11 protein-coding genes and 1 pseudogene are annotated in these 10937 nt (G+C 63.6%); 10 read left to right on the top strand and 2 right to left on the bottom strand.

Features of this window, described 5'->3' with window-relative positions; translation table 11 throughout:
• Positions 1-164 precede the first annotated feature (164 nt).
• Positions 165-689, bottom strand: coding sequence for an adenine phosphoribosyltransferase (locus LOC54_RS09750; protein ID WP_279313621.1), 525 nt, complete (start codon positions 687-689; stop codon positions 165-167).
• A 204-nt stretch (positions 690-893) separates the two neighbouring features.
• Here LOC54_RS09750 and LOC54_RS09745 point away from each other — a divergent pair, with 204 nt between their 5' ends.
• Genes LOC54_RS09745 through LOC54_RS09730 form a run of 4 tightly spaced genes read left to right on the top strand, consistent with a single transcriptional unit; the run spans position 894 to position 3898 of the window.
• Positions 894-1562: a glutathione S-transferase family protein gene (locus LOC54_RS09745; protein WP_279313620.1), complete on the top strand. Its 669-nt coding sequence runs from the start codon at positions 894-896 to the stop codon at positions 1560-1562.
• Entirely contained in the window at positions 1546-2736 is a 1191-nt protein-coding gene (locus tag LOC54_RS09740; protein ID WP_279313619.1) for a glycosyltransferase family 4 protein, read from the top strand. Before LOC54_RS09745 ends, LOC54_RS09740 begins: the two co-directional genes overlap by 17 nt.
• 41 nt (positions 2737-2777) lie before the next feature.
• Positions 2778-3122: an iron-sulfur cluster insertion protein ErpA gene (gene erpA / locus LOC54_RS09735; RefSeq protein WP_279313618.1), complete on the top strand. Its 345-nt coding sequence runs from the start codon at positions 2778-2780 to the stop codon at positions 3120-3122.
• Positions 3123-3127: 5 nt separating this feature from the next.
• Positions 3128-3898: an exodeoxyribonuclease III gene (locus LOC54_RS09730; RefSeq protein WP_279313617.1), complete on the top strand. Its 771-nt coding sequence runs from the start codon at positions 3128-3130 to the stop codon at positions 3896-3898.
• Positions 3899-3999: 101 nt separating this feature from the next.
• Here the strand turns inward: LOC54_RS09730 and yajC are convergent, their stop codons facing one another.
• Positions 4000-4353: a preprotein translocase subunit YajC gene (yajC, locus tag LOC54_RS09725; RefSeq protein WP_279313623.1), complete on the bottom strand. Its 354-nt coding sequence runs from the start codon at positions 4351-4353 to the stop codon at positions 4000-4002.
• Positions 4354-4485: 132 nt separating this feature from the next.
• Here yajC and LOC54_RS09720 point away from each other — a divergent pair, with 132 nt between their 5' ends.
• From LOC54_RS09720 to LOC54_RS09695, 6 genes and pseudogenes are all read left to right on the top strand, one after another.
• Positions 4486-5355 (top strand): ATP-binding protein, encoded by an 870-nt coding sequence (locus tag LOC54_RS09720; RefSeq protein ID WP_279313616.1) that lies wholly within the window; start codon positions 4486-4488, stop codon positions 5353-5355.
• Positions 5352-6203: a hypothetical protein gene (locus LOC54_RS09715; protein WP_279313615.1), complete on the top strand. Its 852-nt coding sequence runs from the start codon at positions 5352-5354 to the stop codon at positions 6201-6203. The genes LOC54_RS09720 and LOC54_RS09715 overlap by 4 nt, the downstream gene beginning before the upstream one ends.
• 97 nt (positions 6204-6300) lie before the next feature.
• Complete coding sequence (gene tilS, locus LOC54_RS09710) at positions 6301-7470, top strand: tRNA lysidine(34) synthetase TilS (protein WP_279313614.1); 1170 nt, start codon at positions 6301-6303, stop codon at positions 7468-7470.
• Positions 7471-7640: 170 nt separating this feature from the next.
• Positions 7641-9557 (top strand): ATP-dependent zinc metalloprotease FtsH, encoded by a 1917-nt coding sequence (ftsH, locus tag LOC54_RS09705; protein WP_279313622.1) that lies wholly within the window; start codon positions 7641-7643, stop codon positions 9555-9557.
• Between the two features lie 2 nt (positions 9558-9559).
• Complete coding sequence (gene folP / locus LOC54_RS09700; protein ID WP_279313613.1) at positions 9560-10588, top strand: dihydropteroate synthase; 1029 nt, start codon at positions 9560-9562, stop codon at positions 10586-10588.
• Positions 10589-10739: 151 nt separating this feature from the next.
• Positions 10740-10838: pseudogene (locus tag LOC54_RS09695) on the top strand (hypothetical protein); the annotation flags it as partial.
• Positions 10839-10937: the final 99 nt, after the last annotated feature.

Below are 10937 nucleotides of genomic sequence, written 5' to 3'. Positions count from 1 at the left end.
ACGGGATGAAGCTGCTCATCTCACCACCTTACAACATCACCACTTCACAGAGTACCCCAACCCGACAGGCTGCTAGGCAGGAATATTGTCGCCCTGCATCGTCGTGATCGGGGGCGTGCGGATCCGATCGTGAGGGTGGTGTTCCGGGTGGTTCTGCCCGGGCTTTATTCCGCGTAAGTCAGGAGGGAGTGTACGGGGACGTCGAGGCGATTGCGGCCGCCGAGGCCTGTCAGTTCCACCATGACGGAGGCGCCGACGACATCGGCTCCGGCCTTGCGCAGCAGATCGATGGAGGCGGCGAGCGTGCCTCCGGTGGCGAGCAGGTCGTCCGTCACCACGACGCGCTGTCCGGGTTTTACCGCATCGGACTGGATGTGCAGGCTGTCTGAGCCGTATTCCAGATCGTAGCTGTGGGAGATTGTCTCACCTGGCAGCTTGCCCGGTTTGCGGAGCATGATGATACCGCAACCCAGCCGTGTTGCCAGCGGGGCGGCGGTGAGGAAGCCGCGTGATTCGATAGCGGCCAGCTGATCGGGCTGCCAGGGGGCGACGGCGTGTGCCATTCTGGCGGTGGCCATCTGCCAGGCGTCCGCGTTCCGCATCAGGGTCGAGATATCGTAAAACAGGATGCCGGGCTTGGGGAAATCAGGAATTTCCCGGATAAACTTCTTCAGATCGATCCCGGACATATCTCTGCTCTCCCGCTGTCGTTTTCAGGCCCTTTTTTCCGGGCAGGAGGTCTTGTGCAGAATATTATCCGCCGGGTCCAGAACTTCCCGCCCCTGCGATCCGTTCACGCGGGGATACACTCACTTGACGATCCGCTGTCCCGCGGACAAGCCTTGTATCCCGGCTGTCCTGCGGAGGGCCGATGCAACTGAAAGATGGTCGTGATGGCTGAAGGTACGTTACTCATCGGTACGAAGCGCTATTCCTCCTGGTCGCTGCGCGGCTGGCTGAGCGTGCGGCTGGCCGGTCTGACCGTTAATGAGGAGGTTGTGCCTCTGGGTCAGGATGAGACGGCGGGCCTTATTGAGTCCTTCTCGCCCGCGGCCAGGGTTCCGGCCCTGCGGCATCAGGAGACCCTGATCTGGGACAGCCTTGCGATTGCCGAGTACTGTGCCGAGCTTTCGGTGGATCTGTGGCCTGAGGACCGCAAGGCCCGCGCGGTGGCGCGCAGCGTATGTGCGGAGATGCATTCGGGCTTCCAGGCCCTGCGCCGGGATCTGCCCATGAATCTGGGGCGCATCGCACGGCCGCGTGCCACGCCCCCGTCTGAGGAACTGCTGGGGGATATTGCGCGGGTCGAGGCGCTCTGGACGCAGACGCGTGCCCGCTTCGGCAGCGAGGGTCCTTTCCTGTTCGGGGCGGCCTTTGGCAATACCGATGCCTTTTATGCACCGGTTGTCAGCCGTTTTCTGAGTTATGGCATCGAGACCGGGCCTGTCGCGCGGGACTATATGCAGGCGGTGCGGGAGCACACGCTTGTCGAAGCCTGGTATGAGGCGGCGGCAGCGGAGCCGGAGAGCTGGCGTCTGGACCGATATGAGTCCGTGGACTGACGTGATTTCCGGACCTGTCGTCACGATCCTGCCTCCGCGGGAGCGTTTTGCTCCGGGAGAGGCGGGGGCCATCTCGCTGCTGGTTCAGCGTCTGGCTGCTGCGGACGAGATCGTTATCGGACGGCAGCCGCAGGGGACGCCATTTCAGTCCTGCCGGTTTGAGGCGGCAGTGCTGCCGGTTCTTCCGGCTGATGTCTGGCGCGGTGTCCTGTCTTCTCCGTCCCTGTGCGTCCGCTTTGCCGATGCGCGCTATGCCGGGGGTGTGGCGGCGCTGCTGCGCCGGTTCCGTCCGCGTCTGGCCGAGATTCACAACAGGCCTGAGCTGGCGCTGATCCTGCGTCGTCTGTTTCCTGATCTTCCGATCCGGCTGGTGCTGCATAATGACCCGCAGGCCCTGCGCTTTGCGCGCACGCCGCGGGCGCGGGCCGACCTTCTGCGGCATGTGAGTATTGCTGCCGTATCCGGCTGGGTGCGGGAGCGGTTTCTGTCCGGTCTGCCGCTGCGATATGCGGCGGATGTGTGTGTCCTGCCTAACTGTATTGATATTGCGGCGCTTCCGGATGTGATGCCGCAAGGGGCGCGGGACAGGGTCATTCTGTTTGCCGGGCGCATGGTTGCGGATAAGGGGGCCGATCTTTTCGTCCGAGCCTGTGCCCGTGTTCTGCCGCAGCATCCCGGGTGGCGGGCCGTGATGATCGGTGCGGATCGTTTTGGCATGAACTCGCCTGACACGCCTTTTCTGCAGGCATTGCGGCCTGAGGCGGCGGCGGCCGGGATCACTCTTGAAGGCTACAGGCCGCATGACGAGGTGCTGCAGGCCATGGCGCGCAGTGCGATTTTTGTGGCACCCGGGCGCTGGTCCGAGCCGTTCGGGCTTGTGGTTCTGGAGGCCATGGCCTGCGGGGCGGCAGTCGTGGCCTCTTCCCGGGGCGGTATTCCCGAGGTGACGGGGGATGCGGCGCTGCTGACGGAGCCGGACGGGCTTGTCGAGGCGCTGGACCGGCTGATCCGCGATCCGGCCCTGCGGGCGGGTCTTGCCGCGCGCGGGCAGGAGCGGGCATCACTTTTTGACGTGCGCCAGGCGAGGCTGCGCCGTGCGGCCGCGCCTCCGGAGAGGCAGGGCGCCGCCTTCAGCGGTTTTCCCTGCTCTGCCCCTTCGGATCATGCGGCATAAGCTTCTTTAAATCGGCGCGCGGTTTGCCTATCTTCCGTTTTATGACCGATTCAGCATCCTTCTGTATTTCCGAACGCGCTGCCCGAAGGATCGGGGAGATCATTGCCTCTAAGGGAGATCCCGCGCCTGCGCTGCGCGTGGCGGTATCTGCCGGGGGCTGTAACGGATTTCAGTATGAATTCCGTCTCGATTCCGACATTGCGGATGATGATCATCTGTTTGAGGCCGGGGGCGTGCGGGTCGTGGTGGATCCGGCCAGCCTGGATCTTCTGGGTGGCGGCGAGCTGGATTATACTGACAAGCTGATGGGCGCGCATTTCGTGGTGAACAATCCCAACGCGGCCTCGGCCTGCGGGTGCGGCACCAGCTTTTCCCTGGCCGGCTGACGGGCGTGAAATTCGCGACCTGGAACGTCAATTCCGTCCGGCAGCGTCAGGGCCATGTTCTGGACTGGCTTGCGCGCGAGCAGCCTGATCTGCTGATGCTGCAGGAAATCAAGTGCGAGACGGGGCTGTTCCCCGCTCAGGCTTTCCGGGATGCCGGATATGAGGCCGTTGTTGTCGGGCAGAAGAGCTATAACGGGGTGGCGACGCTTGCGCGCATTCCCGCTGAGGTCCGGCATCGCGCCCTACCCGGTCTGAACGATCCGGAGCCGCCGGCGCGGTATGTCGAGGTGGAGGCGGCGGGGATTGTTTTCGGCAATCTCTATCTTCCGAACGGTAATTCCGGCGGAACGGCGGGATATGAGGCCAAGCTGGAGTTTTTCTCGGCACTGACGGCGCGGGCGCGGGAGATGCTGGCGGCCGGGCAGGATTTCGTTCTTGCGGGCGATTACAATGTATGTCCGACCACTGATGATCTCGATCCCGGGACGCTGTCCGATGAGGATGCGCTGGTGCGGCCCGAGAGCCGGGCGGCCTGGCGACGTCTGCTGTGGTGCGGTCTGACTGATGCGGTCAGGGCACTGCATCCGGATGAGCGTATCCGGACGTTCTGGGATTATCAGGCCGGGGCCTGGCGGCGGGATATCGGGCTGAGGATTGATCACGCGCTGCTGTCTCCCCGCCTGGCCGAGCGGCTGGTGAGCGCGATGCCGGATCGTGAGGAGCGCGGGAAGGAGCAGCCTTCCGATCATGTTCCTCTGGTCGTGGTTCTGGACTGAGCGTTCCTGCGGTATCTGTTCCGGACCCGGGGATCGCTCAGTCTTCGTCGTCAGTCCTCAGGCGGGCCTGTCCTTTCTGTTGTGACGGCCCCCCAGGGAGATTACTTGCTGTCGTTGGCCGGTTCGGCTGAGGGGGACAGCACGGCTGAGATCGTGCTGCGGATGGTTTTGACCCGCACGTTCGGGGCGATCTCTATCTCGACTTCCTCCGCGCCGTCCTGGGCTCTGACGACGAGTCCGACAATACCGCCTGCCGTGAGCACCTTGTCTCCGCGGCGGAGTTTTCCGAGGTTGTCCTTAAGCTGTTTCTGCTTGCGCTGCTGCGGGAGGATCAGCAGGAAGTAGAACACTGCGAAGATGGCGAGATAGGGCAGGAAAGCGAGCAGTCCGCTGCCCATTCCGCCCGCACCGGATGCGGACTGTGCGTGGGCCTGTGAGATCAGGAAATCGGGCATCGTGGAGGACTCTTTCCGGGTGAGGGTTGCCGAACGGGGTTGCGGGACCATAAGTTCCGGACGGGCGGCGTCAAGTCATTATCTCAGGAAGCCGCCTTTGCATCATACTGCCCCTCCCGGAGATTTCTGGTCGTGACTCCTGACCTCGTGCCGCTTCTCGAACGTATTGCCTCTGCGCTTGAGCGCCTGTCCCCGCCCCGGCCTTCCCTTGAGGGTGTGGAGGCTGCGGATGCGTTTGTCTGGCAGCCGGAGGCTGGCAGGCTCCGGCCGGTGCCCGAGGTTGCGGGAGTTCCTCTGTCGCTGCTGCGCGGCGTTGACGGGCAGCGGGATCAGCTTCTGGAGAACACGCTGCATTTCGCGCGGGGGCTGCCCGCGAATAATGCGATGCTCTGGGGCTCGCGGGGGATGGGGAAATCCTCCCTCGTCAAGGCGTGTCATGCGGAGGCGAACCGTGTGACGGGCGGTGATGCGTCCGGGCGGGGCCGGATCGTGCTTCTGGAGATCCAGCGGGAGGATCTGAGCACGCTGCCCGAGCTGCTGGCGCTGCTGCGCGTGTCCTCGCGCCGGTTTATCGTTTTCTGCGATGATCTTTCCTTCGAGAAGGAGGACAGGGATTACAAGGCCCTTAAATCCGTGCTCGACGGGGGGATTTCCGGGCGTCCGGAGAATGTTCTGTTCTATGCCACCTCGAACCGCCGTCATCTGATGCCGCGTGAGATGATCGAGAACGAGCGTGCGACGGCCATCAATCCGTCGGAGGCGACGGAGGAGAAGGTGTCCCTGTCCGACCGCTTCGGTCTCTGGCTCGGCTTTCATGCCTGTGCCCAGGATGTGTTTCTGGAGATGGTGCGGGGCTATGCCGCGGTCCGGAATCTGGAGATCAGTGATGAGGAGCTGTGCGCGCGGGCGAATGCCTGGTCCGTCACGCGCGGGAGCCGTTCGGGCCGTGTGGCCTGGCAGTTCATCGAGGATCTGACAGCTGAGTTGGGAGAGGCATCATGATGCCATTTTCCCGTGCTCTGACCCGCTCCGGACAGGTCTGTCCTGCTTCTCTTTCCCGCAACGACCGCACAGGGATCAACGTGCCCATGAGTCTCGTCCGTTTTTTCAGATCTGAGTCCCGCCGTGCGGGAGCGGTTTCTTCAGCACTTCCTGCGCTCTGCCTGGCGGTTGCCATTCCTGCTGCCCTGGTTCCGGCCGCTCTGATTCCGGCGGGGCCTGCGCGGGCTGAGACGAATAACGAGCTGACGACGCAGCTTCTCGACCGGGTGAGCAGTCTGGAGGAGCAGGTCCGCCAGATGCGCGGTGAGCTTGATGAGCTGAACAACCGCCAGAAAGAGCAGAATGACGCCCTGAGCAAGAAGATCGACGATCAGGCCTTTGCCTCGCAGAACGGCGGCGGGTCGGCCGGGGCGGGTGCGGCAGCCGGGGCCGGCGCGGCGGCAGGAGCGGCGCAGACTCCGAAGATGACGGCAGCCGATCATCTCAAAGCGGGGAATGAGGATCTGCTCAAACGTGACTATTCCTCTGCGCAGGAGAATGCGGAGGCGGCACTCGGCACGGCGAAGAGCAGCTCCGGCAAGGTGGATGCCACGTTCCTCAAGGCGCAGTCCCTTGCCGGGCAGAAGCAGTACAAGCAGTCTGCCCTGACCTATTTCGACGCATATCGTCTGGCGCCGAAGGGCGGGCGGGCACCGGATGCGCTTCTGGGCGTGAGTGCCACGCTGCTTGAGCTGGGGGACAAGAAGGCGGCCTGTCAGGCTCTGGACAAGCTGAAGACCGAATTCCCGTCTCCGGCTTCGCGTGTTTCCTCCGCTGCCGCGAAATTCCGCAGCCGTGGCGGCTGCTGAGTCGTTTTCTGCTGATATATCCTCTGCCACGGGGAGATTCCGGTCCCTGATAAACCGGATCGGTCTGTGGAACGGGGATGATCCTGCGTGTCCCCCCGTGGCTCTGGCCGTTTCGGGCGGGGGGGACAGCATGGCTCTGGCCTGGCTGGCCTCGCGCTGGCGGCGCAATCTGCTGGCGCTGATCGTGGATCACGGGCTCCGGCCCGAATCCGCCGAGGAGGCGCGTCTGACGGCGCGGCGTCTTGGTGAGCTCAATATTCCCTCTCGCATCCTGACGCTTTCGGGGCTTCTGCCCGGTCCGGGAATTGCCGCGCGGGCTCGCCGGGCGCGTTACGAGGCGCTGTTCCGTGCATGCCGGGAGGCCGGGGCCACCAGCCTGCTGCTGGGTCATCAGGCGGATGACCAGGCCGAAACCGTCGTGATCAGGCAGGAGACGCATAGCGGTCCTGACGGGCTTGCCGCGATGGCGGTGGTGTCCTGGGGGGCGGATGTACGGCTGGTACGGCCGCTTCTGGGGGAGTCCCGTGCGGGGCTGCGCGATCTGCTGCGGGCAGCGGGTGTTTCATGGGAAGATGACCCCTCCAACGAGAACCGGGCGGCGGCGCGTGTCCGCATCCGCCAGGACATCTGCGGGACGGACCGGCGGGACGGGCTTCTGCGGCTTGCCCGAGAGGCCGGTGCCGTGCGGCAGGATCATGCGGCAGGGCTGGCTGAGGAACTGGCCTGTATCGCGACATTTTATGCTGAGGGCTGGGTCCGGCTTGAGCGGCTTCCGTCTCCTCCGGCGATGGCGGCGCTGATCCGCACGCTCGGGGGGCATGTCTATCCGCCGCCTCGGGAGGCGGTGGACCGTCTGCTTGCCTCCGCCGGGCCAGCTTCTGCAGGGCGGGGAGCGACGCTGGCCGGGCTGTGTCTGCGGTGTTTTCCTGCCGGGCTGTTCCTGTTCCGGGAGGTTGCGGCGATGGCCGGTGCCTGTCCCGCTCGGAACGGTGCCCTGTGGGACGGCAGATTCGTGCTGCGGACGCAGACACCCTGCCCGCCCGGGCTGGAGATACGTGCGGCCGGGACGGGGCTTGCGCGCAGGGAAAGGTGCGGGCTGCCTGCCCTGCTCTGCGCCACGCTGCCGGCCTTGTGGTCGGGTGCGTGCAGGGTGGCCGTGCCGCATCTGGATCTGCGGACAGATGAAGCGCTGAGGGACGTACGGTTTGTGTTCCGCCCGGCGATTCCCGCGACCGGGACGGCTTTATGGGATCTTTCCGAACGTTAAATACCGTTCATAAAGTTTTGAATGACAGTCTTGCACCCCATGTGAGGCAGAAGGCAGGCATCTTTTGTGCTACAGGTCATACGGTGATTTAATCCGGGCAGCATATGACGCCCGGAGACCCGGCCGCCGGCTGGCAGGGAAGAGCGGAACAGGATGGAACAGCTGTCGTGATGAACAATTTCGGACGTAACCTGGCGCTCTGGGTCGGGATCATCGTGATGATCCTGCTCCTGTTCAATATTTTTCAACCCGGCACTTCGCAGCATGCGGTGCAGAAGCTGGCCTATTCTGATTTTATTGCCGATGTGGACACGGATCATGTCCGCTCGGTCGTCATTCAGGAGAACAGCATTTCCGGCGTACTGAAGGACGGGACGGCGTTTGACACCTATGCGCCGCGTGATCCTGAGCTGGTGTCCCGCCTGACGGAGAAGGGCATCCAGATCGAGGCGAAGCCGGTTGATACGGATGGCAATCCGTTCCTGCGGTATCTGCTGAACTGGGCGCCTGTCCTGCTGATCGTCGGCGCGTGGATTTTCATGATGCGCCAGATGCAGGGCGGCGGCGGCCGGGCCATGGGGTTCGGCAAGTCCCGCGCGAGGATGCTGACGGAGAAGCAGGGCCGTGTGACCTTTGCGGACGTGGCCGGTATTGACGAGGCAAAGAGCGAACTGGAAGAGATCGTGGAGTTTCTGCGGGATCCGCAGAAATTCACCCGTCTGGGGGGCAAGATCCCCAAGGGCGTTCTGCTGGTCGGGCCTCCGGGCACGGGTAAGACGCTGCTGGCCCGCGCGATCGCGGGTGAGGCCAATGTGCCGTTCTTCACGATTTCCGGTTCCGACTTCGTGGAGATGTTTGTCGGCGTGGGTGCCTCCCGTGTCCGTGACATGTTCGAGCAGGGCAAGAAGGCCGCGCCGTGCATCATCTTCATCGACGAGATCGATGCGGTGGGCCGTCATCGCGGAGCCGGCCTCGGCGGCGGCAATGACGAGCGTGAGCAGACCCTCAACCAGATGCTGGTCGAGATGGACGGATTCGAGAGCAATGAGGGCGTGATCCTGATTGCCGCGACCAACCGTCCGGACGTTCTGGACCCTGCGCTGCTGCGTCCCGGCCGTTTCGACCGTCAGGTCGTGGTGCCCAACCCGGATGTGACCGGGCGTGAGAAGATCCTGCGTGTCCACATGCGCAAGGTGCCTCTGGCGTCTGATGTCGATCCGAAAGTCATCGCGCGCGGCACGCCGGGATTCTCCGGTGCCGATCTGTCCAACCTCGTGAACGAGGCCGCTCTTCTGGCGGCGCGGCAGGGCAAGCGTACTGTTGCCATGCGTGAGTTCGAGGAGGCCAAGGACAAGGTTCTGATGGGGGCCGAGCGTCGTTCCCTGGTCATGAGTGCGGATGAGAAGCGCAACACGGCGTTTCATGAGGCGGGCCATGCTCTGGTCTCGATCCTGACGCCGGGCAATGATCCCGTGCACAAGGCAACGATCATTCCGCGCGGTCGTGCCCTTGGTATGGTGATGAGCCTGCCGGAGGGAGATCGCTACTCCAAGAGCCGGGCGAAATGTCTGGCCGAGCTTGACCTCGCCATGGGCGGCCGTGCGGCTGAGGAGATCATCTTCGGGGCCGAGAATGTCTGCACCGGCGCCTCGGGCGACATCAAGATGGCGACCGATCAGGCCCGCCGCATGGTGACGGAATGGGGAATGAGCGAGCGTCTGGGCCTTGTCGCCTATGGTGACAACGGTCAGGAGGTGTTCCTCGGTCACTCTGTGACGCAGAGCAAGAACGTGTCCGAGGACACTGCGCGTGAGATCGACGAGGAAATCCGCGGTCTGATCGATGCGGCCTATAACCGGGCGCGTAATCTCCTGCTGGAGCATATCGACGATCTGCACCGGCTGGCGAATGCTCTTCTGGAGCATGAGACGCTGACGGGTGAGGAGATCCGCCAGATTCTGCGCGGCGAACCGATCGACAAGACGATTGTTGACGATGCGATGCCGGAGAATCGCCGTGCCTCGGTGCCTCCGGTGGAAAACACTCCGGAGAACACGCCTGCCGGGTCCGCACCGCAGCCCGGCTGACGATGGATCATCTGATTGAGCCTGCGGGTCTGCTTTATGGTGAGGCAGCCCGCACCGCCTGCCTCAACGGAAGTGCCCTCCCCCTCCAGGGAGGGCCTTGTGCTTTCAGCCTTGTTTTTCTGATCGAGGGAACGGTGCGGACCGGGCCTGTTCCGGTTGATCGCATCCCCTCCGCCTGGCATCCGGTCCTTGAGGTGGTGACGCGCACTCCGCCTTTATGCGGATTGCCGGACCGGCCTCTGATCATGGGGATTCTCAACGTCACTCCCGACAGTTTCAGTGATGGCGGACGTCATGACACGACGGAGGCGGCCGTCAGCGCGGCGCGGGCGATGATCCGTGACGGGGCGGATATTCTGGATCTCGGCGCGGAAAGCACGAACCCGGACTCCGCCCCGGTGTCTCCCGAGGAGGAATGGGCGCGTCTGGCTCCGGTTCTTCAGGCGCTGGCGGAGGATGGATGCCCGGTGCCGCTGTCTGTGGATACGCGCAATGCGTCTGTCATGGAGCGGGCGCTGGCGGCGGGGGCTGCGATTTTCAACGACGTGACGGCACTGGCCCATGATCCGCAATCTGCTTCCGTTGCCGCCCGGGCGGGCTGTCCCGTGGTGCTGATGCATATGCGCGGGACGCCTCAGACGATGTCATCCCTGACGCAGTACGGGGATGTGGCCGTGGATATGGTCCGTGAACTGGAGGCACGCATCCGGAAGGCTGGAGCGGCTGGAATCGCCCGGGAACACGTGATCACTGATCCGGGAATCGGATTCGCCAAGACGACGGCGCAGAATCTGACACTGCTGGCGCGGCTGCCGATTCTGGCCTGCCTCGGCTGCCGGGTCCTGCTTGGCGTGTCGCGCAAACGGTTTATCGGGGAAGTGGCATCCGTCCCCTCTCCTGCCGCCCGTATGCCCGGGACTCTTGCGGCCACGCTGCCTGCTCTGGCGCTCAGATCGCCTGTTCTGCGTGTTCATGATGTCGCGGCGACGGCCCAGTGTCTTGCCGTTGCCACGGCCGTCGCGCAGGCATGAAGACGGCGGGTTTCGTAACATTATGAAAATATTCCCGGGAATGGGGCCCGGGGTTTTAAACACATTATTCAGATACGCGTGATCTACTTTCCGTCCTGAAGGCCAGAGAATTCCCGGCATTTTCCGCCGGGAACAATACGGAGCATGGCGGATGTCAATTTTTAACGCGCTTACGACCGCGACGACCGGTCTGACTGCACAGTCCAATGCATTCACCAGTCTGAGCAATAATATCGCGAACAGCCAGACCACCGGCTACAAGGCTCAGAATACTACGTGTTTAGTCCCGGGATTTGGTGGATTGGGTTGATGATGAATCGATCTGGTTCTGAAGTCCATATTTTGCAGA

Source organism: Acetobacter sp. AN02 (assembly GCF_029759835.1).
GTDB lineage: Bacteria > Pseudomonadota > Alphaproteobacteria > Acetobacterales > Acetobacteraceae > Acetobacter.
This window is presented reverse-complemented; position numbering and strand designations above follow the sequence as displayed.

Excerpts from the sequence above, each read along its gene's own strand:
- erpA (WP_279313618.1), top strand. The coding sequence starts at position 2,778 with ATGACCGATTCAGCATCCTTCTGTATTTCCGAACGCGCTGCCCGAAGG.
- folP (WP_279313613.1), top strand. The coding sequence starts at position 9,560 with ATGGATCATCTGATTGAGCCTGCGGGTCTGCTTTATGGTGAGGCAGCC.
- yajC (WP_279313623.1), bottom strand. The coding sequence starts at position 4,353 with ATGCCCGATTTCCTGATCTCACAGGCCCACGCACAGTCCGCATCCGGT.
- ftsH (WP_279313622.1), top strand. The coding sequence starts at position 7,641 with ATGAACAATTTCGGACGTAACCTGGCGCTCTGGGTCGGGATCATCGTG.
- LOC54_RS09750 (WP_279313621.1), bottom strand. The coding sequence starts at position 689 with ATGTCCGGGATCGATCTGAAGAAGTTTATCCGGGAAATTCCTGATTTC.
- LOC54_RS09715 (WP_279313615.1), top strand. The coding sequence starts at position 5,352 with ATGATGCCATTTTCCCGTGCTCTGACCCGCTCCGGACAGGTCTGTCCT.
- LOC54_RS09745 (WP_279313620.1), top strand. The coding sequence starts at position 894 with ATGGCTGAAGGTACGTTACTCATCGGTACGAAGCGCTATTCCTCCTGG.
- LOC54_RS09740 (WP_279313619.1), top strand. The coding sequence starts at position 1,546 with ATGAGTCCGTGGACTGACGTGATTTCCGGACCTGTCGTCACGATCCTG.